This is a genomic window from Pseudomonas sp. NCHU5216 (genome assembly GCF_052156495.1).
GTDB lineage: Bacteria > Pseudomonadota > Gammaproteobacteria > Pseudomonadales > Pseudomonadaceae > Aquipseudomonas.
Genome location: NZ_JBQLIX010000013.1, coordinates 1 through 26,645 on the forward strand (window position 1 = coordinate 1; position 26,645 = coordinate 26,645).

Below are 26,645 nucleotides of genomic sequence, written 5' to 3' on the forward strand. Positions count from 1 at the left end.
TTACCGGCGTATTCGGCGTCGGCGAAAGTCATCTGCTTCATTGAGAAACTCGGGCAACGGGATTGGCCTATTTCACCTGAAACGGGAAGTCTTCTTCAGACTTTCCCTAAGCGCGGTTACTTTGATATCCCCGACACTCACGTTGTAGCTGCCTGACTCCTGCTGTACGGCATGGCTGGGTACGGGGGGCGGCGTCTGCTGGGCGTGCGCTAAAGGGAATTGCCACAAGGTGGCTGCCAATAAGGCAGCGGCGAAGCGGCTGTTCATGTGCATGATGATGTACTCCTGAGCATGGAGGCATCAGCGTAGGACTTCGTTAGGTATCCAACCAGATAGTTGAGAGCTATGTGACCTATCCATTACGTGGATGGTTGTGAAGTAAGAGGAATGTCGGCGGAGCTGATGCTGTTCACCCCGGTCGCGCTGTAGTGCGTGCGAATGCAGCCAACCTGATAAGCGCAGCCATGCGCCATAAACAATTGGCCCGCCATTCAGCGGGCCAATTGCTGATGAGGTACTTACCTGCGCCTCACAAGATCGGCAAGGTATAGGTGGCCATCAGGCGCGTCTGGTTTTCGTCGCGGAAGGCAGCGCCGGCGGGGAAGTCGTTGCGGTAGAAGGATTGCCGCACGCGCAGGCCGACGCCGCGCAGCGGGCCGCTCTGGATCACGTAGCCCATTTCCCACTGCGCCTCGCGCTCCTTGCGTTCATCGAGGTTGAAGGCGGCCAGCTCGATGTTGTCGCCGCGCACGTAGCGCAGGCGTGCGGTCAGGCCGGGGATGCCGGCGGCGGCGAAGTCGTAGTCCCAGATGGCCTGCCACATGCGCTCCTTGGGGTTGAGGTAGTCGGAGCTCATGGTCATTTCGCTGATGCCCATGAGTTCGGTGCCGGAGATGTAGGGCGTGGCGGTGTCGCCGCTCTGGTGGGCGTAGCCGAGCGTCCAGCGGTGGCCGTTCAGGGCATAGGCGAATTGCAGCGACAGGTGGCGGTTGTCCACCTTGCCGGCATCGGCGCTGCCGTTCTCGCCGCTGAAGAAGGCGCGCAGGTCGGTGCTCAGGGTGCCGGGGCCGACCGGCATCTTGTGCAGGGCGCCGAGGTAACCCTGGTCGTAGAGGTCGGCCACTTCCAGGTAATGGGCCTTGAGGGTCAGTTCCGGGCTCAGGGCGTAGTCGCCGCCGACGAAGGCCATGTGCGAGGTGGTGGCACGGCCATTGAAACGGCCGTTGGGCGAAGCGACTGTCATGGCCTCGTAGTCGGTGGAGTTGCGCTTGGCGATGCGATCCACGTAGCCGCCGTGCAGGGTCAGGCCGTCGATCTGCGCGGAGCTCAGGTAACCGCCGCGAAAGGTCTGTGGCAGCAGGCGTGACGGACTGGACAGGGCCGAGGGCAGGGCCAGGTTGAGGTCGCCGGCTTGCAGCAGGGTCTTGTCGAACTTCATCTTGCCGGTCAGGCCCAGGCGTGAATATTCATCGGCGGCGCGGCCACTGCTGGGCGATACCGGCAGCAGTTCGGTGCCGCTGCGCGACGGCGAGGAGTCCAGCTTGAGACCCAGCAGGCCGGTGGCGTCCAGGCCGAAACCGAGCGGGCCTTCGCTGAAACCGGACTGGAACTTGAGGATGAAGCCCTGCGCCCATTCGCGGGCCTCGGACTTGGCGCCGCCATCCTGGTAGTCGCGATCCATGTAGTAGTTGCGCAGGGTCAGGCTGGCGTGGCTGTCCTCGATGAAACCTTGTGCCTGTGCGCCCGTGGCCAAGGCAGCCGTGCTCAGGGCGATGAATCTTGAGAGCGGACGTGCGGTGGCATCGATGGAAGCTTTGGACATGCTCGAGATCCTTTCTTGTTGTTGTTTTGCGGGCGCTGGAGAGGTGGCCGCTGCTCGGGAGCATGGTTTTGATTAGAGGTCTTATCAAATTGTAGTGGTCGATTACCGCCCATAAAACGTCGCTATGTTTTCTCCTTTCATGCCTTGATATGAATTTATCTATTTGTTTTATAAGAATTATATGGATTTTTCGTAAGGTTTTCGCGGAGGTGTCTTTTTAGTTTTCTTTGTTAATCTCTTTCTTGTCGAGGCTGCCAATGCCTCATTGCGACTCCCTTACAAAAACAACAAGAGCGAGGCCCTCATGACTACGTCATCGAGCCGATCCCGGCTAACCATCGTCATCTGCTTCATCGTTGCCCTGATCGAAGGGCTCGATCTGCAATCGGCTGGCATCGCGGCTGCCGGCATCCGCGCTGCCTTCGATCTGGAGCCGGGGATGATGGGCTGGATGTTCAGTGCCAGCATCATCGGCCTGCTGCCTGGCGCCTTTATTGGCGGCTATGTTGCCGACCGCATCGGGCGCAAGAAGGTGCTGGTCGCCGCTGTGGTGCTGTTCGGCATCTTCTCCCTGTGGACGGCCTATACCAGCAGCCTGTCCGGCCTGCTGACGGCACGTTTTCTCACCGGCTTGGGCCTGGGCGCGGCGTTGCCCAACCTGATCGCGCTGTGCGCGGAAGCCGTGGAGGAACGTCAACGCAGCACGGCCATCAGCATCATGTATTGCGGCGTGCCGCTGGGCGGCGCAGGTGCGGCGGTGATCGGCATGCTGGCCGGAGAAGCCTGGCAATGGGTGTTCATCGTCGGTGGCGTGGCGCCCTTGGCCATCGCACCGCTGATGCTCTGGCTGCTGCCGGAGTCCTCGGCCTTCAACCGTGAGCAGGGCAATCTCTCGCAGGCACGGCCTTCGACCCTGGAGGCCCTCTGCGGCGAAGGGCGCACGCGCATCACCCTGTCGCTGTGGATCAGTTACTTCTTCACCCTGACGGTGATGTACATGCTGCTCAACTGGCTGCCGTCGCTGCTGCTGGAGTTGGGTTTCAGCAAGCCGCAGGCTGGCCTGGTACAGATGGCCTTCAACATCGGCGGCGCGCTGGGTTCGCTGCTCGGTGGGGTGTTGCTCGATCGCTTCCAACGTACCCCGGTGGTGCTGTCGATCTACCTGGGCCTGCTATTGGCGCTGGCCGGTATCGGTTTGTCCAGCAGCCTGGCCAGCATGGCCTCGGCAGGCTTTGCCGCTGGCGTGTTCGTCATGGCGGCGCAACTGCTGCTCTACGCCCTGGCGCCGGCCTACTACCCCACTCAGGTGCGTGCCACAGGCGTTGGTGCGGCCGTCGCCATCGGCCGCCTGGGTTCGGTGAGCGGGCCGTTGGCTGCCGGGCACATTCTGGCCGCAGGCGCTGGTACGGCAGGGGTGCTGATGGCGGCTGCACCTGGCCTGCTGGTGGCGGCGCTGGTGGTGGTGGCCATGGGCAGTCGCGAGCGCCGCACCTTGGCTGCGACCTGAGCGGACGGAAGCGCGCCCGGCTTCAGATGGCTGAGCCGTTGATTTTGTTAGCTCGATAACCTTTATCCTCGTTGGCTCACCATTTATTCGGGCGATGATCGAACATTTCGCGAAAATAGTTAATTGACATAACTATATGCTCAGCCTACCTTGAGCACATCTACCCACACATGCAGGACACCCAAATGAGCAAGTACGAATCGCGCTGGCAAACCGTGAAGGTCGAAGTCGAAGAGGGCATCGGCTGGGTCATCCTCAATCGCCCGGAAAAACGCAACGCCATGAGCCCGACCCTCAACCGCGAGATGGTCGATGTGCTGGAAACCCTGGAGCAGGATGCCGACGTCGGCGTGCTGGTGCTGACTGGCGCAGGCGAGTCCTGGACGGCGGGCATGGATCTCAAGGAATACTTCCGTGAAGTCGACGCCGGCCCGGAAATCCTCCAGGAGAAGATTCGCCGCGAGGCCTCGACCTGGCAGTGGAAGCTGCTGCGCATGTACGCCAAGCCCACCATCGCCATGGTCAATGGCTGGTGCTTCGGCGGTGGCTTCAGCCCGCTGGTGGCATGCGACCTGGCCATCTGCGCCGACGAGGCCACCTTCGGCCTGTCGGAAATCAACTGGGGCATCCCGCCGGGCAACCTGGTGAGCAAGGCCATGGCCGACACCGTGGGCCACCGCCAGTCGCTGTACTACATCATGACCGGCAAGACCTTCGGTGGGCAGAAGGCCGCCGAGATGGGCCTGGTCAACGAGAGCGTGCCGCTGGCGCAACTGCGCGAGACCACCATCGAACTGGCGCGTAATCTGCTGGAGAAGAACCCGGTGGTGATGCGCGCGGCGAAGATCGGCTTCAAGCGCTGCCGCGAGCTGACCTGGGAGCAGAACGAAGACTACCTGTACGCCAAGCTCGACCAGTCGCGCCTGCTGGACAAGGAAGGTGGCCGCGAGCAGGGCATGAAGCAGTTCCTCGACGACAAGAGCATCAAGCCGGGCCTGCAAGCCTACAAGCGCTGAGCTGTGCTGGGGCGGTCGTGCCCGCCCCCTGGATAACAATCACAAGATGGAGCCAGACCATGTTCGATGTGCCTTTGCTGATCGCCGGGCAGACGCGCCCGGCCACGGGCGGCGCGGTATTCGAGCGCCGTAGCCCCTTCACCGGCGAGGTCGTCAGCCGCGTCGCCGCCGCCACCCTGGAAGACGCCGATGCCGCCGTCGCTGCCGCGCAGGCGGCCTTTCCGGCCTGGGCCGCATTGGGGCCGGGCGAGCGCCGCGCGCGCCTGCTGGAAGCCGCGCGTTTGCTCGAGGCCAACCGCGAGCGCTTCATGGCCATGGCCGTGGAAACCGGCGCCACTGCCGACTGGTATGGCTTCAACGTCAAGCTGGCGGCCAACATGCTGCGTGATGCCGCCGGCATGACCACCCAGATCAAGGGCGAGGTGATTCCTTCCGACGTGCCGGGCAGCTTCGCCATGGCGCTGCGTCAGCCCTGTGGCGTGGTGCTGGGTATCGCCCCGTGGAACGCGCCGATCATCCTCGGCACTCGCGCCCTGGCCATGCCCCTGGCCTGCGGCAACACCGTGGTGCTCAAGGCGTCGGAAAACAGCCCGGCGGTGCATGCGCTGATCGGCGAAGTACTGCAGCAGGCCGGCCTCGGCGATGGCGTGGTCAACGTCATCAGCAATGCACCGGCCGATGCCGCCGCCATCGTCGAACGGCTGGTGGGCAACCCGGCGGTGCGCCGGGTCAATTTCACCGGCTCCACCCATGTCGGGCGCATCATCGGTCAGCTCGCCGCGAAGCATCTGAAACCGGCAGTGCTGGAGCTGGGTGGCAAGGCGCCGCTGCTGGTGCTGGACGATGCCGACCTGGAGCAGGCCGTGGCCGCCTCGGCCTTCGGCGCCTACTTCAACCAGGGGCAGATCTGCATGTCCACCGAGCGCCTGGTGGTCGACGAGCGCATCGCCGACGACTTCGCCGCGCGCCTGGCCGCCAAGGTCGCCACGCTCAAGGCCGGCCTGCCGGGTGAGGCGGTGCTCGGTTCGCTGATCGACGCCGCCGCTGGCGAGCGCATCATGAGCCTGGTGCAGGATGCCGTGGACAAGGGCGCCGTGCTGCTGGCCGGCGGGCAGATCGACGGCAGCGTGATGCAGCCGGTGCTGCTCGACCGCGTCACCCCGGCCATGCGCCTGTACCGCGAGGAATCCTTCGGCCCGGTGGCAGTGATCCTGCGCGGGCAGGGCGACGAAGAACTGCTGCGCCTGGCCAACGACTCGGAGTTCGGCCTGTCCTCGGCGATCTTCAGCCGTGACGTGTCCCGTGCGTTGAATCTGGCGCAGCGGGTCGAATCGGGCATCTGCCATATCAACGGGCCGACCGTGCACGACGAGGCGCCGATGCCCTTTGGTGGGGTGAAGTCCAGCGGTTATGGCAGCTTCGGTTCCAGCGCGAGCATCGACCACTTCACCCAGTTGCGTTGGGTGACGATGCAGAACGGCCCGCGCCATTACCCGATCTGAACAATCGGAAACAGCCTTGCATAGCTCTAGCCCGTGAGTCTTTGAACGGGCTGTGAGCGCCCCGAATCGAGTTTGCCGGGAAGCCCCCGGCGTCGCGTCGTGCCCGAACCTGCACGACCGGAGGTAATAACAAGTGAACAATGCATCCTCCCAACCGCTCGCTGCCCGCTATCGCCCGGTGGCCCTGGGCACGCCGGACGTGCATATCGAGGAGCGGGCCGGCAGCGTTTATCTCAAGGCCCGCGAGCCCCTGGCCGAACTGCCGCCGCGCCTGCTCGACCGCCTGCTGCACTGGGCCGAGGTGCGTGGCGAGCACACCTTCGTCGCCCGCCGTGGCGGCGATGGCCAGTGGCAGCACATCAGCTACCGCGACATGCTGGCGCGGGTGCGCTGCATTGCCGCGCATCTGCTCGAGCATGACCTGAGCGAGCAACGCCCGCTGGTGATTCTCTCCGGCAACGACCTCGAGCACCTGCAACTGGCCTTGGCCGCCATGTACATCGGCGTGCCGTACTGCCCGGTGTCGCCGGCCTATGCCACCGTGGCCCGCGACTACGCCAAGCTGCAGCACATCTTCGACCTGCTGAATCCGGGCCTGGTGATGGCAGCCGATGGCGCCGCCTTCAGCCGCGCTATCGAAGCGGTGGTGCCGGCTGACGTGCCCTTGCTGCTGGTGCAGGGCGAGGTGGCGGGGCGTCAGGCTCTGCGCTTCGACGAGCTGCTGGCGCCGCGCGACCTGGCCGCCGCCGATGCCGCCTTCGCCCGCACCGGCCCGGATAGCATCGCCAAGTTCCTCTTCACCAGTGGCTCGACCAAGCTGCCCAAGGCGGTGGTCACCACTCAACGCATGCTCTGCGCCAACCAGCAGATGCTGCTACAGACCTTCCCGGTATTCGGTGAGGAGCCGCCGGTGCTGGTGGACTGGCTGCCGTGGAACCACACCTTCGGTGGCAGCCACAACGTTGGCATCGTGCTGTACAACGGCGGCAGCCTGTACCTCGACGACGGCCGGCCGACGCCGCAGTTGTTCGGCGAAACCCTGCGCAACCTCAAGGACATCTCGCCCACCGCCTACCTCACCGTGCCCAAGGGCTGGGAGGAGCTGGTGGCGGCGCTGGAGCAGGATGGCGAGCTGCGCGAGCGCTTCTTCGCGCGCATGAAGCTGTTCTTCTTCGCCGGCGCCGGCCTCAGTCAGCCGGTCTGGGATCGCCTGGATCGTGTGGCCGAGCAGCATTGCGGCGAGCGTATCCGCATGATGGCCGGCCTGGGCATGACCGAAACGGCGCCGTCCTGCACCTTCACCACCGGGCCGCTGTCGCTGGCCGGCTACGTCGGCCTGCCGGCGCCGGGCTGTGAGGTCAAGCTGACGCCGGTGGACGGCAAGCTGGAAGCGCGCTTCCGTGGCCCGCATGTGATGCCCGGCTACTGGCGCCAGGCCGAACTCAACAGCGAGGCCTTCGACGAGGAGGGCTACTACCGCACTGGCGATGCCCTGCGCTTTGCCGATGCGCAAAACCCGCATTGGGGGCTGATGTTCGACGGGCGTATCGCCGAGGACTTCAAGCTCAGCACCGGCGTGTTCGTCAGCGTCGGGCCGCTGCGCACCCGCGTCATCCTGCAGGGCGCGCCCTATGTGCAGGACGCGGTGGTCACCGGGCCGGATCGTCAGCGTATCGGCCTGCTGGTATTTCCCAGCGTGCCGGCCTGCCGCGCACTGGCCGGGCTGCCGAGCGATGCCAGTGTCGAAGCGGTACTGGCCGCCGAACCCGTGCGCCAATGGCTGGCCGGGCTGCTGGAGGAACTCAACCGCGAAGCCACCGGGCTGGCCTCGCATATCGCCTGGGCCTGCCTGATGAGTGAGGCGCCGAGCCTGGACGCCGGCGAGATCACCGACAAGGGCTCGCTCAACCAGCGCGCGGTGCTCAGCCGCCGCGCCGAGCTGATCGAGCGCCTCTACGCCGACCCGGCTGCGCATTGCGTGCTAGCCCAGGCGCGGCCATGAAGGGCCAGTTCGAGGCCTTCGAGCAGGTCGCGCTGCTGGCTGCCGCGCGCACGCCCTGGATCGGCTACTGCGGGCCGCTGGCCCAGGTGTCGCCCATCGATCTGGGCATCCATGTCGCCCGCGCCGTGCTGGCACGGGCCGGCATCGGTGGCGAGCAGGTCGATAGCGTACTGGCCGGCAGCATGGCCCAGGCCAGTTTCGATGCTTACATGCTGCCGCGGCATATCGGCCTGTACGCCGGTGTGCCGATCGAAGTGCCGGCGCTGGCGGTACAGCGCATCTGCGGCACTGGCCTGGAGCTGCTGCGCCAGGCCGGCACCCAGCTCGAACGCGGCAGTGCCAGCCTGGCGCTGTGCGTGGCGGCCGAATCCATGTCGCGCAATCCCATCGCCAGCTATGAGCATCGGGGTGGTTTTCGCCTCGGTGCGCCAGTGGGCTTCAAGGACTTCCTCTGGGAGGCGCTGCTCGATCCGGCCATCGCCCAGACCATGATCGACACCGCACAGAACCTGGCCCAGCGCTATGGCGTGCGCCGTGAAGAGGTGGATGCCTTCGCCCTGGGCAGCTTCGACAAGGCATTGGCTGCGCAGGCCGAAGGCTGGTTCGACGACGAGATCGCACCAGTGAGCAGTAGCCGTTTCGAGCTGGCTGGCTATCAGCCTCGCCATCTGAGCCTGCCGCGCAAGGTCACCCAGCTGGATCGTGACAGCCATCCCCGGCAGACCAGTGCCGAAGCCTTGGCGGCGCTGTCGCCGGTCAGCCCAGGCTCGGTGCAGACCGCTGGCAACAGTTGCGCGCTGGTCGATGGCGCTGCCGCCGTGCTGGTGGGCGATGCCCGAACCGCTGAGTCGCCCTTGGCCTTGCTGCGCGCCAGCGCGGTGGTCGGTGTGCCGCCGGAAATCATGGGTATCGGCCCGGCACCGGCGATCCGCCTGCTGCTCAACGGCGCCGGGCTGAGCCTGGATGTCATCGACAGCCTGGAGATCAACGAGGCCCAGGGTGCTCAAGTGCTGGCCGTGCAGCGCGAGCTGGAGCTGGATCCATCCCGGCTCAACCGTCATGGCGGCGCCATCGCCCTCGGCCACCCACTGGCCGCCACCGGCTTGCGCCTGGCACATACTGTTGCCCGCCAATTGCAGGCGCGCGGCACCCGCTACGGCATCGCCGCCGCCTGCATCGGTGGCGGGCAGGGCATGGCCTTGTTGCTGGAAAATCCGGCTGGCCGGTGAGGTATTAGTGCGCGATGAGCGCGCTAGCTTGGCGCGGCTGAAGCCGCTCCACACACAGCCCATCTTCTGTGGGGGCTTTAGCCGCGATGACCGCGATGCAGATGATGGAGGAGGGCGGCGGATCGACGATCCACCGCCTTCTTCATCATTCCACCGCTTCGTAGGGCAGGCCGACGTAGTTTTCGGCAATGGTGCGACGGCCGGCTTCTGAGCCGACGAAGTAGTCCAGCTCGGTCTGCTGCATGCGCTGGCTGAAGGCGTCGGTGTCGGGGAAGCGGTGCAGCATCGAGGTCATCCACCAGGAAAAGCGTTCGGCTTTCCAGATGCGCCGCAGGCAGATTTCCGAGTACTTCTCCAGCAGATCCGTGCGGCCTTGCTGATGCACCTTGCGCAGAATGCGGTACAGCGTACTGACGTCGCTGGCGGCCAGGTTAAGGCCCTTGGCGCCGGTGGGCGGGACGATGTGCGCAGCGTCGCCGACCAGGAACAGGTGGCCGTACTGCATGGGTTCGACCACGAAGCTGCGCAGCGGCGCGATGCTCTTCTCGATGGAGGGGCCGGTGACCAGCTTGGCGGCGGTCTGCTTGGGCAGGCGGCGCTTGAGTTCGTCCCAGAAACGCTCGTCCGACCAGTCCTCCACCTTCTCCTCGATGCTGACCTGCACGTAGTAACGGGTGCGCGTCGGCGAGCGCATGCTGCACAGGGCGAAGCCGCGTTCATGGTTGGCATAGATCAGTTCGTCATGCACCGGCGGGGTGTCGGCCAGCACGCCGAGCCAGCCGAAGGGGTACACCCGCTCGAATTCCTTGAGCACACCCTCGGGAATGGACTGGCGCGATACGCCATGGAAGCCGTCGCAGCCGGCGATTTGCTGGCAGTCCAGATGTATAAGCTGGCCTTCGTGCCTGAAGGTGACATAGGGCTGCTGGCCCTTGAGCTCATGCAACTGCACATCGCTGGCCTCGTAGAAGCTCGGCGCGCCGCAGGCGCTGCGGGCTTCCATCAGGTCGCGGGTGACTTCGGTCTGGCCGTAGACCATGACCGTCTTGCCGCCGGTCAGGCCACGCAGGTCGATGCGTTCCAGGCGGTCATCGAAGGCCAGCTCGAAGCCATCGTGCACCAGGCCTTCGCGATCCATGCGCTCGCTGACGCCGGCTTCGCGCAGCAGGTCGACCATGCCCTGTTCGAGCACGCCGGCACGGATGCGACCGAGTACGTAGTCGGGGCTCTGGCGTTCGATGATGACGTTGTCGATACCGGCCTTGTGCAGCAATTGGCCGAGCAACAGGCCGGACGGACCGGCACCGATGATTGCAACTTGGGTTTTCATTGTTGTTGTCCCTTGGGGTAACTGCCGCTTGCAAGGCAGGAATACTGGAAGCTGTATTTTTGAGGTATCCAGGCGGCTCATGAAGGCACTATTTGCATGGATACTTGGACTTTCTGATGATTTTCGTGGGGCGGGAAACTCGTATTCATGCCCCAGGCAGGGTCGATGCCTGGGTGGACAGCCGGGGTGGCGGTTCATCGGCTCATGAAGCTACTGGTAGTTGATGGCGTTCTGGTCTAAACCTTGCCTAGGGTCGCTTGAATGGCGACGATCTGGATGCCTGTCGGCGAAGGTATCCGGGGAGGGAGAATCTGCTTGCTGGCACAGGGGCCGCGTTTGTTCGCAGCTCTCAAGCGTGTCGAGAAAATGCCGATAGCCTGTTGAATCCATTCGCTAATGCCTGCGTGCAGAGGGCGGATTTCCCTTACAAGAGAGAACAATTCCAATGAACATCAAGCAGAAGCTGACCTGGGCATTTGCCGCTATCGCCTGCGTGCCCATCCTCCTGGTGGCCGCGGTGGTCATCTATAATCTGCGCGTGCAGGCACAGGCGGATTTTCTCGACGGCAGCAAGAGGGAGATTCGCCAGGTCGACAACGCCATGGCCATGTTCTTCAAGGGCGTCAGCGAGAACGTCGACTACATCGCCAGCCTGCCGCAGGTGGTGGCGGCACCGACCTTGAAGAACTACTCCTCGGCCGATGCGCCGAGCATGCCGCTGCCACAGACCAATCAGGACATGGAAAGCTTCTTCGATCGCTTCGCCAAGGCCCACCCGACCACGGCCTATCTGTCCTATGGCCGGGTCGATGGCGGCTATGCCATCTGGCCGAGTGACCCGGGCCTGAAGAGCTATGACCCGCGCGTGCGACCCTGGTACAAGACCGCCATGGCCTCTCCTGGCAAGACGCTGCGCACCGCCGCCTACTACTGGGCGCCGGACGATGCGGTGCTGATCGGCACCGTGCGCACCGTCAACGATGCTCAGGGCAATATCGCCGGGGTGGTGGGGCTGGACGTGTCGCTCAAGCAGCTCACCGACCTGGTCAAGCAGATCAAGCTCGGTGAAACCGGCTACCTGATGCTGACAGAGGCCAGTGGCAACGTGCTGGTCGATCCACGCAACGCCGAGCACAACTTCAAGTCGCTCAACGACCTGGGCGGCGACTATGCGCGCATGACCGGGGCCGATGGTCTGCTGGAGGTGGAACTCGACGGCACGCGCTACATGGCCAATATCTGGACGTCGCCGACCCTCGGCTGGCGCTTCATCGGCTTGATCGAGCGCGGCGAGGTGATGGCCAAGGCCAACGCCCTGACCTGGCAGATCGGCATCATCGTGTTGCTGCTGGCGGTGGTCTTCGCCGTGGTGGGGGCGGTGTTCGCCAAGCTCATCGTCACCCCGATCCGCAGCGTGGCCAACGGCCTGGAGAACATCGCCCAGGGCGAAGGCGATCTGACCCGCAGCCTGGCCGTACAGGGCAAGGACGAAACCGCGCTGCTGGCGCGCTGGTTCAACCAGTTCCTCGGCAGCATTCGGCAACTGGTGCAGAACGTCATCGAAGCGTCTGCAGCACTGCGCCATACCTCCGAGGGTTCGACCCGCGTCGCCCACGACATGAACGATGTGGCCGAACGGCAGCGCGGCGCCGTGGAAATGGTTTCCACCGCCTTCAACGAGATGGTCGCCACCGCCAACGAAGTGGCGCGCTCGTGCAGCGAGGCCGCCACCTCTGCCGACGATGGCCAGCGCCAGGTGCACGCCGGGCAGGCGCAGATCGAGGATGCCACCGACAGCGTCACGCGCCTGAGCGACAACCTCAAGCAGTCGGCCCAGGCCTTGCAGGCGCTGGAACAGGACAGCCAGAACATCAACGCCATCCTTGGCACCATTCGCTCTATCGCCGAGCAGACCAACCTGCTGGCGCTCAACGCCGCCATCGAGGCCGCCCGCGCCGGTGACCAGGGCCGTGGTTTCGCCGTGGTGGCCGACGAAGTACGGGCCCTGGCTCAGCGCACGGCCGACTCCACCGGCGAGATCGACAGCCTGCTGGGCGGCCTGGCACGGCGCACGCAAGAGGTGACCCGGCAGATGCAGAACAGCCTGGAAATGTCCCAGGCCAGCGTCGAGCGCATCGGCATGGCCAGCCAGAGCTTCGAGCAGATTCGTGGCGCGGTGGATCACATTCGTGACCAGAACACCCAGATCGCCACGGCGGCCGAGGAGCAGCATCAGGTGGCCGAGGACATCAACCGCCACATCGCTCAGATCCAGGAGGATGCGCTGCTGGTGGAAAACCTCGCGCAGTCGGCACACCGCGATTCGCAGGAGCTGGCGCAACTGTCCGAGCAGCTACATGGGCTGGTGGGGCGCTTCCGCACCTAGAACCTGTCGTAGCCGCATGCCTTTGGCGCCCATGAGCTGACGCCACACTGCACCGCCGAACTCTGGTTCGGCGGTGGTGTTTGCAGCCCATGCCAGACTTCCTCATCCACAGAAACTGCATTTTTCGATATATCCAGCCACTGCTTACAGGCATCATTGGCTGCGTTACTTGCACGTTTCGAGGATTGCCATGACCGGCCAGGTGCCCGTATTCAAACTCTATGGCGAAGAGCGCGCCTGGCCGACGCCGGATCTGATCCATTGCGAGTCGATCGCCGAGCGCAGCCGCCTGCATGGCTGGGAGATCCGTGCCCATCTGCACAGCGATCTGCTGCAGGTGCTGTACATCCAGAGCGGCCATGCCGAGGTGGAGATCGACGGTCAGGTGCGGGTGCTCGAGCAGGCGGCGGTGCAGGTGGTGCCGGCGCTGTGCGTGCATGCCTTTCGCTTTTCCGAGGATATCCAGGGCCATGTGCTGACCCTGGCGCAGCCGTTGGTCGAGCATATGGGGGAGGCTCTGGAGCGGCCACCGCTGAGCCAGGCCGCGTGCTATCCGGCCGAGGGGCATGAAGGTCGCCTGGACGTGCTGTTCGCCACCCTGGCACAGGAGTACGGGCGACACGAGACGGGGCGTGAGCTGATGCTGCAGTCGTTGATCAGCGCGCTGCTGGTCTGGCTGGCGCGCCAGGCCCTGGCCGACGAGCGTGCCGAGGCCTTGCCCAGCGACCGCGGGCGCAATCACCTGCGGCGTTTTCAGGCTCTGGTGGAGCAGCACTACCGCGAACATCGTCCGCTGGACTGGTATGCCTCGCAACTGGGCCTGAGCGTGGCGCACCTCAACAGCCTGTGTCGGCGCCTGGCCGGGCACTCGGGGCTGCAATTGCTGCACCAGCGCCTGTTGCTCGAAGCCAAGCGCAACCTGGTGTACACCTCCATGACCATTGCCCAGGTGGCCGACAGCCTGGGCTTTTCCGAGGCGGCCTATTTCTCGCGCTTCTTTCGCCGCGGCACGGGGTACACGCCCAAGGACTTCCGGAGCCAGCGATGAATCTCGACACCCGTATCAAGTTTCGCCATCTGCTGGGATTTCTCGAGATCGCCCGCCAGCGCAGCTTCGCCAAGGCCGCCGATGCTTTGGCCGTGAGCCAGCCGGCGATCTCCAAGACGCTCAAGGAGCTGGAAGACATCCTCGGTGCCAGCCTGTTCGAGCGTGGCCGCCAGGGCGTGACCCTGACCAGCGCCGGGATCGCCTTCATGCGCTACGCCGGGCCTTGCGTGCAGGCACTGCGCGACGGCGTGAACAGCTTGCGCGCTGGCGAACACGAGGCCGGGCAGGTGCGCGTCGGCGTGCTGTCGACGGTGGAGAGCCTGCTGATGCCGGAGGTGGTGCGACGCCTGCACGCAGGCCATGAGGCCTTGGTGGTCAGCGTTGCCACCGGGCCTGGGGCCTACCTGCTCGGGCAGTTGCGCGTCGGTGAGCTGGATCTCGTGATCGGCCGCATGACCGACAGCCCGGATATTCAGGGCCTGACCTTCGAGCACCTGTATAGCGAGTCGCTGACCCTGGTGGTGCGCCCCGGCCATCCGCTGCTGGCTATTGGCGAGACGCTGGCGCACCTCGGGGATTACCCCCTGGTTTTGCCGACGCAGGGCACCACCATCCGCAAGCATGCCGATAGCCTGTTCGTGCAATGTGGGGTTACGCCCTCGCGGCAGCGCCTGGAAACCCTGTCGCCGGCGCTGAGCCGACGCTACGTGCTGTGCAGCGATGCGCTGTGGGTGGCGCCGCAGGACGCGGTGCGCCTGGACGTGCAGCGTGGCGAACTGGCCGAGCTGCACCTGCCGGTGCGCGAGCCGGGCGGCTCGGTGGGCATATGCCGCAACGGCGCGCTGGGGCTGTCGCTGGCTGCCGAACGCTTCTGCGAGCTGTTGCGCGAGGTGGCGCAGGCCTATCGTGATGGTGATTTTCCATAACCTATCGGTTATGTAGCGGCGGCGTCTTTTCAATGTTCGTGGTGCGCGTTCTGCCAGACACTGGCGACAACAACCCATAACAGGAGCGCGCCATGCCTGCCGAGGACAATCGCCGTTTCGTCATCCGCGACCGTAACTGGCACCCGAAAGCCTTCACCCCCGACTACAAGACCTCCATCACCCGCTCTCCACGCCAGGCGCTGGTGAGCATCCCGCAGTCGATTAGTGAGATCAGCGGCCCGGACTTCTCACACCTGAAGTTCGCCGAGCACGACAACGATCTGCTGCTCAACTTCAACAACGGTGGCCTGCCCATCGGCGAGCGCATCATCGTTTCCGGCCGGGTGATGGATCAGTACGGCAAACCGATCCCGCATACCCTGGTGGAAATGTGGCAAGCCAATGCCGGTGGCCGCTACCGGCACAAGAACGACCGTTACCTGGCGCCGCTCGACCCCAACTTCGGCGGCGTTGGCCGCGCCCTGACCGACAGCGAAGGGCGCTACAGCTTCCGCACCATCAAGCCCGGCCCCTATCCGTGGCGCAACAACCCCAACGACTGGCGCCCGGCACATATCCACTTCTCCATCAGCGGCCCGTCTATCGCCACACGGTTGATCACCCAACTGTACTTCGAGGGCGACCCGCTGATTCCGCTGTGCCCCATCGTCAAGTCCATCGCCAACCCGGATGCGGTGCAGACGCTGATCGCCAAGCTGGACATGGGCACCGCCAACCCGATGGATTGCCTGGCCTATCGCTTCGATATCGTGCTGCGTGGCCAACGCCGAACCCATTTCGAGAACAAGTAAGGAGGGATGACCATGCCTGTTGAACTACTGCCGGAAACCCCCTCGCAAACCGCCGGCCCCTATGTGCATATCGGCCTGGCCCTGGCTGCGGCCGGCAACCCGACCCGCGAGCAGGAAATCTGGAACCAGATGGCGGCGCCCGATGCGCCGGGGGAGCACATCGTGCTGCTCGGCCACGTCTATGACGGCAATGGCCACCTGGTACGCGATGCCTTCCTCGAACTGTGGCAGGCCGATCATCAGGGCCAGTACCACGAGGATTACGATCAATCCAAAGCGTTCAATGGCTTCGGCCGCACCGCTACCACCTTCGATGCCGGTAGCGAATGGTTCGCCTATACGGTCAAGCCGGGCGTGGTACACAACGCCGCCGGGGTGCCGATGGCGCCGCACATCAACGTCGCGCTGTTCGCCCGTGGCATCAACATTCACCTCAATACCCGTCTGTATTTCGAGGACGAAGCCGAGGCCAACGCCAAGGATCCGGTGCTCAACCTGATCGAACAGCCCGAGCGCCGCGAGACGCTGATCGCCAGGCGCTGCGAAGTGGACGGCAAGCCGGCCTATCGCTTCGATATCCGCATCCAGGGGGAGGGCGAGACGGTCTTCTTCGACTTCTGAGTCGTGCGCCGGTGCGTGCTTCTGCGAGGTACGCGCCGGCCTCTGGATGAGAGGGTGCGCCCGGCGGCGGCCTGCTGCTTCTGGCGAGGCTTTACGATTACCGCACGCTAGTTCGATAATCGCCAGGTGCTGTCCATCCAGACTCGGAGGCCCCATGAGCGAAAATCGTCCGCCCCTTGCCAGCCTGGCGCCGCCACCCTATGTGTCGCCGGCCAAGCGCATCGAAGAGTTCGCCGGTGACCCCAACTTCATGACCTCTCTGGCCCGTGGCCTGGCGGTGATCAATGCCTTTCAGGAGCGTAAACGCCACCTGACCATCGCGCAGATCAGCCACCGCACCGAGATTCCCCGTGCCGCCGTGCGCCGCTGCCTCTATACGCTGATGAAGCTGGGCTACGTGACCACCGACGGGCGCACCTACTCGCTGCTGCCCAAGGTGCTCACCCTGGGTCATGCCTACCTGTCGTCGACACCGCTGGCGGTGTCCGCGCAGCCCTTTCTCGACCGCCTCAGCGAGCAACTGCACGAGGCCTGCAACCTGGCCACGCTGGAAGGCGAGCAGGTGCTGTACCTGGCGCGCTCGGCGATTCCGCAGCGGCTGATCTCGGTGGATCTGAGCGTCGGCAGCCGCCTGCCAGCCTACTGCACCTCCATGGGCCGCATCCTCCTGGCCGCGCTGGACGATGACCAGCTACAGGACTACCTGGCCCACGCCGAACTGCAACCCAAGACCAGCCGCACCCTGCACAGCCCCGAGGCGTTGTGGGAGTGCCTGCAGCGCGTGCGCCAGCAGGGCTGGTGCATCGTCGACCAGGAACTGGAGCAGGGCCTGCGCTCGCTGGCAGTGCCGGTGTACGACTCGGCTGGCCACGTGCTGGCCGCCATGAACATCAGCACCCACGCCAGCCGTGTGCCGGTGGCCGAGCTGGAGAAGCGCTTCCTGCCGCTGATGCTCAATGCCAGTCGTGAGCTGAGCGGGCAGCTCTTTCGTCCTGCCTGAGATAGCAGGAATTAGTTCGATAATCGCCCGGTATGGCGATTATCGGATTGTTCTCGGCAAGGCCGTTTCTTAATGTTGCAGTCATCCGCCACGCCCCTCGGTGGCATCTGCAACCTGACGAGAACACCACGATGGCCGACATCACCACCCTGCGCGAAGCCGTTTCGCGCCATGTCCACGACGGCGACTGCATCGCCCTCGAAGGCTTTACCCACCTGATTCCCACTGCCGCTGCCCACGAGTTGATTCGCCAGGGCAAGAAAGACCTGCACTTGGTGCGCATGACCCCGGATCTGGTCTACGACCTGCTGATCGGTGCCGGTTGCGCGCGCAAGCTGACCTTTTCCTGGGGCGGCAACCCCGGCGTCGGCTCGCTGCATCGCCTGCGCGACGCGGTGGAGAAGCACTGGCCGCACAAGCTAGAAATCAGCGAGCACAGCCACGCCGCCATGGCCAACGCCTACGTGGCCGGTGCCTCCAACCTGCCGTTCGCCGTGCTGCGCGGCTATCAGGGTTCCGACCTGGTCAAGGTCAACCCGGACATCAAGTTCATCGACTGCCCGTTCAGCGGCGAGAAGTTGGCGGCGATCCCCAGCGTGCGCCCGGACGTCACCGTGATCCACGCGCAGAAGGCCGACCGCAAGGGCAACGTGCTGATCCAGGGCATCCTCGGTGTGCAGAAGGAAGCCGCCCTGGCCGCCAAGCGCTGCATCGTCACGGTGGAAGAAATCGTCGACGACCTGCAGGCACCGATGAATGCCTGCGTGCTGCCGACCTGGGCCATCAGCGCCGTTTGCGTGGTGCCTGGTGGTGCTCATCCGTCCTACGCCCACGGTTACTACGAGCGCGACAACCGCTTCTATCAGGCCTGGGATCCGATTGCCCGCGACCGCGACACCTTCACCGCCTGGATCGACCGCTACATCCGTGGCACCGAGGATTTTGCGCAATACCAGGCAAAAGTGAATGGGGAGGCTAAGTGATGAGCGAGTTCAACACCAACGAAATGATGACCGTGGCCGCCGCGCGCCGCCTCGGCAATGGCAGCGTCTGCTTCGTCGGCATCGGCCTGCCATCCAAGGCCGCCAACCTAGCGCGCCTGACCCACGCCCCGGAAGTGGTGCTGATCTACGAATCCGGCCCGATTGGCGCCAAGCCGAGCGTGCTGCCGCTGTCCATCGGTGACGGCGAGCTGGCCGAAACCGCCGACACCGTGGTGCCGACCGGCGAGATCTTTCGCTACTGGCTGCAGGGCGGGCGCATCGACGTCGGCTTCCTCGGCGCCGCCCAGGTGGACAAGTACGGCAACATCAACACCACTGTGATCGGCGATTACCACGCGCCGAAAGTGCGCCTGCCGGGCGCCGGTGGCGCGCCGGAAATCGCCGGTTCGGCGAAGAAGGTGCTGATCATCCTCAAGCAGGGCCATCGCACCTTCGTCGACAAGCTGGCCTTCATCACCTCGGTCGGTCACGGCGAGGGCGGTGACCATCGCAAGCAGCTAGGCCTGCCGGGCGAAGGCCCGGTGGCGATCATCACCGACCTGTGCATCATGGAGCCGGAAGCCGGCACCAACGAATTCATCGTCACCTCGCTGCACCCGGGCGTGACCCGCGAGCAGGTGATCGAGAACACCGGCTGGCAGATTCGCTTCGCCGACAGCGTGACCACCACCGAGGCGCCGACTGCCGCCGAACTGGCCGCCCTGCGCGATCTGGAAGCGCGCACCGCCGCCGCCCACGGCCAGGCCGGAGGTGAGGAATGAGCCGCGAGGTATTTATCTGCGACGCCATCCGCACGCCGATTGGCCGCCTCAATGGCGCGCTGTCGGCGGTGCGCGCCGACGACCTGGCGGCGATACCGCTCAAGGCGCTTATCGAGCGTAACCCTCAGGTCGACTGGTCTGCCGTCGATGAAGTGTTCATGGGCTGCGCCAACCAGTCCGGCGAGGACAACCGCAACGTCGCCCGTATGGCGCTGCTGCTTGCCGGCCTGCCGGAAACGGTGCCGGGCGTGACCCTCAATCGCCTGTGCGCCTCGGGCATGGAGGCGGTGGGTGCCGCCTTCCGCGCCATCGCCACGGGCGAAATGGAGCTGGCCATCGCTGCGGGCGTCGAGTCCATGACCCGCGCGCCCTACGTGATGGGCAAGGCCGACAGCGCCTTCGGTCGCGGCCAGAAGCTGGAAGACACCACCCTGGGCTGGCGCTTCGTCAACCCGCTGATGAAAGCGCAGTACGGCGTCGACCCGATGCCGGTCACCGGTGACAACGTCGCCGAGGACTACGGCATCAGCCGCGCTGACCAGGATGCCTTCGGCCTGCGCAGCCAGCAGCGTGCGGCGGCGGCTCAGGAGAGCGGCTACTACGCCGAGGAAATCGTCCCGGTGGTGATCAAGAGCAAGAAGGGCGAGATCGTCGTCGACCGTGACGAACACCCGCGTGCCGATACCACCTCTGAAGGCTTGGCCAAGCTCAAGCCGGTCAATGGCGAAGGCAAGACCGTCACCGCAGGCAATGCCTCGGGCCTCAACGATGGTGCCTCGGCGATGATCCTGGCCTCGGCTGAAGCTGTTAAGAAATACGGCCTCAAGCCACGTGCCAAGGTGCTGGGCATGGCCAGCGGCGGCGTCGCGCCGCGCATCATGGGCGTCGGCCCGGTGCCGGCGGTGCGCAAGCTGCTGGCGCGGCTGGACCTGAGCATCGAGCAGTTCGACGTGATCGAGCTGAACGAGGCCTTCGCCGCTCAAGGCCTGGCCGTCACTCGCGACCTCGGCCTGCCGGACGACAGCGCCAAGGTCAACCCGAACGGCGGCGCCATCGCCCTCGGCCACCCGCTGGGCATGAGCGGCAACCGCCTGGTGCTGACCGCCGTGCATCATCTGGAGAAGACTGGTGGCAAGCTCGGCCTGGCGACCATGTGCGTGGGCGTCGGCCAGGGTCTGGCGCTGGCCATCGAGCGGGTTTGAGGTTTGTTGGTGCGCACAGCGCACCCTACGGTTTGGCGTATGACGCGCCTCGTAGGGTGCGCCGTGCGCACCATAGGCCGACATTGATGCCACACTAGGCCGTGCGCCCATTTCCTCAGGAACCCTCCGCTCGTGAGCAACCAACTTTTCGATGCCTACTTCACCGCGCCGGCCATGCGCGCGATTTTCTGCGACGCCGGGCGGGTGCAGGGCATGCTCGACTTCGAGGCCGCGCTGGCGCGGGCCGAGGCGCGCGTGGGGCTGATACCCGCCGAGGCCGTGGCGCCCATCGAGGCCGCCTGCAAGGCCGAACTCTACGATTACCCGGCGCTGGCTCAGGCCATTGCCACGGCGGGTAATTCCGCCATTCCGCTGGTCAAGGCTTTGGGCAAGCGCATCGCCGCGAGCTCCCCCGAGGCCGAACGCCACGTACACCTCGGTGCCACCAGCCAGGACGCCATGGACAGCGGCCTGGTACTGCAACTGCGCGCCGCCATCGGCCTGCTGGAAAGCGATCTGGCGAAGCTGGCTGGGGCCTTGGCAACGCAGGCTCAGCGCCATATCGATACACCGCTGGCCGGGCGCACCTGGCTGCAGCAGGCCACGCCGGTCACCCTCGGCATGAAGCTGGCCGGGGTGCTCGGCGCTATCACTCGCCATCGTCAGCGCCTGAGTGAACTCAAGCCGCGCCTGCTGTGCCTGCAGTTCGGTGGCGCCTCTGGCAGCCTGGCGGCGCTGGGCGAGGCCGGCTGGGCGGTCAGCGGGGCGCTGGCGCAGGAGTTGGAACTGACCCTGCCCGAGCAGCCCTGGCACACCCAGCGTGATCGCCTGGTGGAATTCGCCAGCCTGCTTGGGATGATCGCCGGCAGCCTGGGCAAGCTGGGCCGTGACCTCAGCCTGCTGATGCAGACCGAGGCCGGCGAAGTCTTCGAGCCGTCTGCACCGGGCAAGGGCGGCTCGTCCACCATGCCGCACAAACGCAACCCGGTCAGCGCCGCCGTGCTGATCGGCGCCGCCACCCGCGCGCCGGGCCTGGTGGCGACGATGCTGGCCGCCATGCCGCAAGAGCACGAGCGCAGCCTCGGCCTGTGGCACGCCGAGTGGGAGACCCTGCCGGAGCTGTGCTGCCTGGTCTCCGGCGCCCTGCAACAGGCGCTGCTGGTGGTGCCGGGGCTTGAGGTGGATGCCGCACGCATGCGCGCCAATCTGGAGCTGACCCAAGGCCTGGTGCTGGCCGAGGCGGTGAGTATCGCCCTGGCGCAGAAGATCGGCCGCGACGCCGCCCATCACCTGATCGAACAGTGCTGCAAGCAGGCCGTGCGCGAGGGCGTTCATCTACGCGCTGTACTCGGCGCCAATGCCGAGGTCAGTAGCCAACTTTCCGCTGCCGAGCTGGATCGCCTGCTCGATGCGGCGCATTACCTGGGCCAGGCCCGTCGCTGGGTCGAACGCGCCGTTGCCGAACATACGCAATTTTCTTCTTAGGAGTTGTCCATGCCTGCCGTACGTCTCGCCGATGGCGATCTGAACTACCTGCTCGAAGGCCCGACCGGTGCGCCAGTGCTGGTGCTGTCCAACTCCCTGGGCACCGACCTGCAGATGTGGGATGCGCAGATCCCGGCCTTCACCCAGCACTTCCAGGTGCTGCGCTACGACACCCGTGGCCATGGCGCCTCGCTGGTCAGCCCAGGCCCTTACAGCATCGAACAGAATGGCCGCGACGTGCTGGCTCTGCTCGATGCCCTGGCAATCGCCAGGGCGCATTTCTGCGGCCTGTCCATGGGCGGCCTGATCGGCCAGTGGCTGGGTATCAACGCCCCCGAACGTATCGAGCGCCTGGTGCTGTGCAACACCGCCGCCAAGATTGGCACGCCGGAGGTGTGGAACCCACGCATCGAGACGGTATTGGCCGGGGGCGCGCAGGCCATGCGTGACCTGCGTGATGCCTCGATCTCGCGCTGGTTCACCGCCGACTTCGCCGAGGCCAATCCGGGCAAGGTCGAGCCCATCGTCGGCATGCTGGCGCATACTTCACCGGAAGGTTACGCGGCCAACTGCGCGGCGGTGCGCGATGCCGACTACCGCGAGCAGCTTGGCAGCATAGTCGCGCCGACGCTGATCGTCTGCGGCAGTGGCGACCCGGTGACTACCACCGAGCATGGCCGCTTCATGCAGGAGCGCATCGCGGGTGCCGAGCTGGTGGAGTTCCACGCAGCGCACCTGTCCAACGTGCAGGCGGGTGATGAATTCAACCAGCGCGTGCTGGATTTTCTGCGCGGCTGAACGCTGCACCTTCCTTTTCCTGTAGGAGCGAGCTCTGCTCGCGAAGCTTTTCCGCGCGTGATGTTCGCGAGCAAGCTCGCTCCTACAAGAGCCTTTTCCACGGAGCAGAAAATGGACGAAAAACAACGCTACGAAGCCGGCATGCAGGTGCGCCGCGCGGTGCTCGGTGACGCCCACGTCGACCGCAGTCTGCAGAACCTGACGCCGTTCAACGAAGAGTTCCAGGAGATGATCACCCGGCACGCATGGGGCGATATCTGGACGCGTCCGGGCCTGCCACGCCACACCCGCAGCCTGATCACCATTGCCATGCTCATCGGCATGAATCGCGAGGGCGAGCTCAAGCTGCACCTGCGTGCGGCGAAGAACAACGGGGTGAGTCGCGAAGAGATCAAGGAAGTGATCATGCAGAGCGCCATCTACTGCGGCATCCCGGCGGCCAACGCCACCTTCCACCTGGCCGAAGCGGTGTGGGACGAGCTGGGTGTGGAGTCGCTGGAAAGCTGAGGGCATCAAGCGGCAGCAAGTGCTCAATTTCGCTGATCATGATGCCTTCGTCAGATCGTGAAATTTCTGCTTGGCAAGGCGTTGCTCGATGCACTACTCTCCGGTGACCGGGCTAACGAAGTGGAACAGGCAGGACGCCGACCCCATGCACTTCGTTAGCTCGGTTTTATTTTTCCGCTCGAAGCCCTCGTCCTGAGGGCTTCGTCGTTTCTGCTGCAGCGCTCAGCGCGCCACGCTGACCCCTTCCAGGCTGGCGAAGGAGGTGTCCTTGGCGGTGAGCAGGAAGTCACGCATGAAGGGCGCATCGAGCATGTCGGTGCGGATCGCCGCATAGAGCGTGGCGAACAGACCTTTCTCCCCCAGGCGCTTGGCGCTGACGTAGCCACGCGAGCTGTATTCATGCAGCGCCCAGTTGGGCAGGCCGCACACGCCACGGCCGCTGGCCACCAGTTGCATCATCATCACCGTCAACTCTGAGGTGCGCACCTGCGCCGGCTCGATATCGGCGGGCTCGAGAAAGCGGGTGAAGATGTCCAGGCGGTCGCGCTCCACCGGGTAGGTAATCAGGGTTTCCGTGAGCAGGTCGTGCGGCTGGATGAAGGCCTTGTGCGCCAGGCGATGCTGGTTGGCCACGGCGAGCATGGCCTCGTAGGTGAACAGCGGCACGTAGGTGATGCCGGCCAGCTCGACCGGGTCGCTGGTGACCACCAGGTCGAGGTCGCCACGGGCCAGGGCCGGCAGCGGGGCGAAGGAGAAGCCCGAGGCCAGATCCAGCTCCACCTCCGGCCAGGCGTCGCGGAACTGGTCGATGGTCGGCATCAGCCACTGGAAGCAGCTATGGCATTCGATGGCCATGTGCAGACGGCCAGCCGTGCCGCCGGCCAGGCGCGCCAGATCGCGCTCGGCGGCGCGCAGCAAGGGCAGGGTGGCGTCGGCCAGTTGCAGCAGGCGCAGCCCCGCGCTGGTGAAGCGTACCGGCTTGGTCTTGCGCACGAAGAGCTGCAGGCCGAGGCGTTCTTCCAGCTCCTTGAACTGGTGCGACAGCGCTGACTGGGTCAGGTGCAGGCGTTCGGCGGCCTCCACCAGGCTGTCGGTTTCGCGCAGGGCGTGCAGGGTTTTCAGGTGGCGTAGCTCGAGCATGGGGGTTCTCAGCAAAGGTTTCGCTCATCCACATTCAGGTCTGGATGAAAGCGGCTCATACAGCCTACATGAGTAATTTTGTAGATCAATACGAAAATCTTGAGTTTGTCTCACTCAAGGCCGCTGCCGAGAATGGCGCCATCTCGATTGATTCTGGAGTTGCACGTCATGGCCCTGACCCATTCCCTCGGTTTCCCGCGCATCGGTCGCGACCGCGAACTGAAGAAAGCCCTTGAAGCCCACTGGAAAGGTGAGCTGGACGAAGCCGGCCTACGCGCTGTCGGCCAGCGCCTGCGTGCCGAGCATTGGCAAGTGCAGAAGGATGCCGGCATCGACCTGCTGCCGGTGGGCGACTTCGCCTGGTATGACCAGGTGCTTGGTCATTCCCTGGCCTTCGGCGTGATCCCCGAGCGCTTCCGCCCGACCGCTGGCAAGCCGACGCTGGATACCCTGTTTGCCATGGCACGTGGCGTCAGCGGCCGTTGTTGTGCAGGGGCTCACGCACAAGAGATGACCAAGTGGTTCGATACCAACTACCACTATCTGGTGCCGGAATTCAGCGCCGATCAGCAATTCACCCTGAGCTGGGAGCAACTGTTCGAGGAGGTGGACGAGGCCCATGCGCTGGGGCACCGCGTCAAGCCGGTGCTGATCGGCCCGCTGACCTACCTGTGGCTGGGCAAGGCTAAGGGCGGCGACTTCGACAGGCTGGAGCTGCTCGAGCGCCTGCTGCCGGTTTATGGCGAGATCTTCCAGCGCCTGGCCGTACAAGGCGTGGAGTGGGTGCAGATCGACGAGCCGATCCTGGTGCTGGACTTGCCGCAGGACTGGAAGAACGCTTTCGAGCGCGCCTACAACCTGATCCAGCGCGAGCCTTGCAAGAAGCTGATCGCCACCTATTTCGGCGGCCTGGAGGACAATCTCGGGCTGGCCGCCAACCTGCCGGTGGATGGCCTGCATATCGACCTGGTGCGCGCCCCGGAGCAGTACCCGACCATCCTCGACCGGCTGCCGGCTTACAAGGTGCTGTCGCTGGGCCTGGTCAACGGCCGCAACGTCTGGCGCTGCGATCTGCAGAAGGCCCTCGAGGTGCTGCGTCATGCGCATGAGCGCCTGGGCGAGCGACTGTGGGTGGCGCCATCCTGTTCGCTGCTGCACAGCCCGGTGGATCTGGCCCGTGAAGACCAGCTCGATGCCGAGCTGAAAAGCTGGCTGGCCTTCGCCGTGCAGAAGTGCCAGGAGGTGGCGCTGCTGGGCAAGGCTCTGGCTACTCCCGAGGCTGCCGAGGTGCAGGCTGCGCTGCAGGCGAGCCACGCGGTGCAGGCCGCACGCAAGGCTTCGACGCGCATTCACAAGCCCGAGGTGCAGGCGCGCCTGGCGGCGATTCGTCCGCGTCATGCCCAACGCCAGTCGCCTGTTGCCGAGCGCATCGGCAAGCAGCGCGAGCGCCTGCAATTGCCCGTGCTGCCCACCACCAGCATCGGTTCTTTCCCGCAGACCTCGGCCATCCGCCTGGCACGCCAGGCATTCAGGCAAGGCAAGCTGAGCCAGGCCGACTACACCGAGGCCATGCACGCCGAAATCCGCCATGCCGTGCAGGTGCAGGAACGCCTCGGCCTGGACGTGCTGGTGCATGGCGAGGCCGAGCGCAACGACATGGTCGAGTATTTCGCCGAGCAGCTCGACGGCTACGCCTTCACCCGTTTCGGCTGGGTGCAGAGCTATGGTTCGCGCTGCGTCAAACCGGCGCTGATCGTCGGCGACCTGAGCCGACCCAAGGCCATGACGGTGGCGTGGATCCAGTACGCCCAGGGCCTGACCGACAAGGTAATGAAAGGCATGCTGACCGGCCCGGTGACCATGCTGATGTGGTCGTTCCCGCGTGAGGACGTGTCCCGCGAGGTGCAGGCCAGGCAACTGGCCCTGGCCATTCGCGACGAGGTGGTGGATCTGGAGGCCGCTGGCATCAAGATCATCCAGATCGACGAGGCGGCGTTCCGCGAAGGCCTGCCGCTGCGTCAGGCTGCCTGGCAGCCGTATCTGGACTGGGCCACCGAGGCCTTTCGCCTGGCCGCCAGCGGCGTGCGCGACGAAACGCAGATCCACACCCACATGTGCTACAGCGAGTTCAATGATGTGATCGAGTCCATCGCGGCGATGGATGCCGATGTCATCACCATCGAAACCTCGCGTTCGGACATGGAACTGCTGGAGGCCTTCGAGCGCTTCGCCTACCCCAACGAGATCGGCCCGGGCGTGTACGACATTCACTCACCGCGGGTGCCGGACAGCGCCGAGATGGCTGGGCTGCTGCGCAAGGCAGCGCGGCGTATCCCACTGGAGCGTCTGTGGGTCAATCCCGATTGCGGGCTGAAGACCCGCGCCTGGCCGGAAACCGAAGCGGCGTTGGTGAACATGGTGGCGGCGGCCAGGCAACTGCGCGCCGAACTGGCCTGATGTTGCGGCTGCGCATTGGCGCGTTTGATTGACACCGGACGGGTCGGCACCTGTGTTGGCCTGCCTGCTGTTCTGAATGCTGCTGCGGCG

20 protein-coding genes and 2 pseudogenes are annotated in these 26,645 nt (G+C 65.1%); 19 read left to right on the forward strand and 3 right to left on the reverse strand.

Features of this window, described 5'->3' with window-relative positions; genetic code table 11:
- Positions 1–529: 529 nt before the first annotated feature.
- Positions 530–1,822, reverse strand: coding sequence for an OprD family porin (locus ACSVIK_RS11470; RefSeq protein WP_442444452.1), 1,293 nt, complete (start codon positions 1,820–1,822; stop codon positions 530–532).
- A 304-nt stretch (positions 1,823–2,126) separates the two neighbouring features.
- Here ACSVIK_RS11470 and mhpT point away from each other — a divergent pair, with 304 nt between their 5' ends.
- The 5 genes from mhpT (at position 2,127) to ACSVIK_RS11495 (ending at position 9,078) form a co-directional block, all read left to right on the forward strand.
- A complete protein-coding gene (gene mhpT / locus ACSVIK_RS11475; protein ID WP_442444453.1) occupies positions 2,127–3,329 on the forward strand; it encodes a 3-(3-hydroxy-phenyl)propionate transporter MhpT in 1,203 nt (400 codons plus the stop codon).
- Between the two features lie 185 nt (positions 3,330–3,514).
- Positions 3,515–4,345 carry a p-hydroxycinnamoyl CoA hydratase/lyase gene (locus ACSVIK_RS11480; RefSeq protein ID WP_442444454.1) on the forward strand — a complete coding sequence of 277 codons (831 nt, stop codon included), beginning with the start codon at positions 3,515–3,517 and terminating at the stop codon, positions 4,343–4,345.
- 59 nt (positions 4,346–4,404) lie between these two features.
- Positions 4,405–5,847, forward strand: a complete 1,443-nt coding sequence (locus tag ACSVIK_RS11485) for an aldehyde dehydrogenase (protein WP_442444455.1) — start codon at positions 4,405–4,407, stop codon at positions 5,845–5,847.
- Positions 5,848–5,980: 133 nt separating this feature from the next.
- Positions 5,981–7,849, forward strand: a complete 1,869-nt coding sequence (locus tag ACSVIK_RS11490) for a feruloyl-CoA synthase (protein ID WP_442444456.1) — start codon at positions 5,981–5,983, stop codon at positions 7,847–7,849.
- Positions 7,846–9,078, forward strand: coding sequence for a thiolase family protein (locus ACSVIK_RS11495; protein WP_442444457.1), 1,233 nt, complete (start codon positions 7,846–7,848; stop codon positions 9,076–9,078). Before ACSVIK_RS11490 ends, ACSVIK_RS11495 begins: the two co-directional genes overlap by 4 nt.
- Positions 9,079–9,223: 145 nt before the next feature.
- Here ACSVIK_RS11495 and pobA read toward each other — a convergent pair whose 3' ends face one another.
- Positions 9,224–10,408 carry a 4-hydroxybenzoate 3-monooxygenase gene (gene pobA / locus ACSVIK_RS11500; protein WP_442444458.1) on the reverse strand — a complete coding sequence of 395 codons (1,185 nt, stop codon included), beginning with the start codon at positions 10,406–10,408 and terminating at the stop codon, positions 9,224–9,226.
- 445 nt (positions 10,409–10,853) lie between these two features.
- On the opposite strand from pobA, the pseudogene ACSVIK_RS11505 reads away from it, so the two are divergent.
- From ACSVIK_RS11505 to pcaC, 13 genes and pseudogenes are all read left to right on the forward strand, one after another.
- Positions 10,854–11,939, forward strand: a pseudogene (locus ACSVIK_RS11505) (HAMP domain-containing protein); the annotation flags it as partial.
- Positions 11,940–12,287: 348 nt separating this feature from the next.
- Positions 12,288–12,794: pseudogene (locus tag ACSVIK_RS11510) on the forward strand (methyl-accepting chemotaxis protein); the annotation flags it as partial.
- Between the two features lie 190 nt (positions 12,795–12,984).
- Positions 12,985–13,842, forward strand: a complete 858-nt coding sequence (locus ACSVIK_RS11515; RefSeq protein WP_442444459.1) for a helix-turn-helix domain-containing protein — start codon at positions 12,985–12,987, stop codon at positions 13,840–13,842.
- Positions 13,839–14,768 (forward strand): pca operon transcription factor PcaQ, encoded by a 930-nt coding sequence (gene pcaQ / locus ACSVIK_RS11520; protein WP_442444460.1) that lies wholly within the window; start codon positions 13,839–13,841, stop codon positions 14,766–14,768. The genes ACSVIK_RS11515 and pcaQ overlap by 4 nt, the downstream gene beginning before the upstream one ends.
- Before the next feature lie 92 nt (positions 14,769–14,860).
- The gene (gene pcaH, locus ACSVIK_RS11525; RefSeq protein ID WP_442444461.1) at positions 14,861–15,580 is read left to right on the forward strand and encodes a protocatechuate 3,4-dioxygenase subunit beta; all 720 of its coding nucleotides are present in this window, start codon (positions 14,861–14,863) and stop codon (positions 15,578–15,580) included.
- A 12-nt stretch (positions 15,581–15,592) separates the two neighbouring features.
- A complete protein-coding gene (gene pcaG / locus ACSVIK_RS11530; protein WP_442444462.1) occupies positions 15,593–16,201 on the forward strand; it encodes a protocatechuate 3,4-dioxygenase subunit alpha in 609 nt (202 codons plus the stop codon).
- 154 nt (positions 16,202–16,355) lie between these two features.
- Positions 16,356–17,201, forward strand: coding sequence for an IclR family transcriptional regulator (locus ACSVIK_RS11535; RefSeq protein WP_442444463.1), 846 nt, complete (start codon positions 16,356–16,358; stop codon positions 17,199–17,201).
- A gap of 131 nt (positions 17,202–17,332) precedes the next feature.
- Positions 17,333–18,184: a CoA transferase subunit A gene (locus ACSVIK_RS11540; protein ID WP_442444464.1), complete on the forward strand. Its 852-nt coding sequence runs from the start codon at positions 17,333–17,335 to the stop codon at positions 18,182–18,184.
- Entirely contained in the window at positions 18,184–18,966 is a 783-nt protein-coding gene (locus ACSVIK_RS11545; RefSeq protein ID WP_442444465.1) for a CoA-transferase subunit beta, read from the forward strand. The genes ACSVIK_RS11540 and ACSVIK_RS11545 overlap by 1 nt, the downstream gene beginning before the upstream one ends.
- Positions 18,963–20,168: a 3-oxoadipyl-CoA thiolase gene (gene pcaF / locus ACSVIK_RS11550; protein ID WP_442444466.1), complete on the forward strand. Its 1,206-nt coding sequence runs from the start codon at positions 18,963–18,965 to the stop codon at positions 20,166–20,168. Before ACSVIK_RS11545 ends, pcaF begins: the two co-directional genes overlap by 4 nt.
- A 132-nt stretch (positions 20,169–20,300) precedes the next feature.
- Positions 20,301–21,653: a 3-carboxy-cis,cis-muconate cycloisomerase gene (locus tag ACSVIK_RS11555; RefSeq protein ID WP_442444467.1), complete on the forward strand. Its 1,353-nt coding sequence runs from the start codon at positions 20,301–20,303 to the stop codon at positions 21,651–21,653.
- A gap of 9 nt (positions 21,654–21,662) precedes the next feature.
- Positions 21,663–22,451 carry a 3-oxoadipate enol-lactonase gene (gene pcaD, locus ACSVIK_RS11560; RefSeq protein WP_442444468.1) on the forward strand — a complete coding sequence of 263 codons (789 nt, stop codon included), beginning with the start codon at positions 21,663–21,665 and terminating at the stop codon, positions 22,449–22,451.
- Between the two features lie 111 nt (positions 22,452–22,562).
- Positions 22,563–22,958 (forward strand): 4-carboxymuconolactone decarboxylase, encoded by a 396-nt coding sequence (gene pcaC, locus ACSVIK_RS11565; protein ID WP_268182728.1) that lies wholly within the window; start codon positions 22,563–22,565, stop codon positions 22,956–22,958.
- Between the two features lie 222 nt (positions 22,959–23,180).
- Here the strand turns inward: pcaC and metR are convergent, their stop codons facing one another.
- Positions 23,181–24,098, reverse strand: a complete 918-nt coding sequence (gene metR / locus ACSVIK_RS11570) for a transcriptional regulator MetR (protein ID WP_442444469.1) — start codon at positions 24,096–24,098, stop codon at positions 23,181–23,183.
- A 168-nt stretch (positions 24,099–24,266) separates the two neighbouring features.
- Here metR and metE point away from each other — a divergent pair, with 168 nt between their 5' ends.
- Positions 24,267–26,555, forward strand: a complete 2,289-nt coding sequence (gene metE / locus ACSVIK_RS11575) for a 5-methyltetrahydropteroyltriglutamate--homocysteine S-methyltransferase (protein WP_442444470.1) — start codon at positions 24,267–24,269, stop codon at positions 26,553–26,555.
- Positions 26,556–26,645 lie beyond the last annotated feature (90 nt).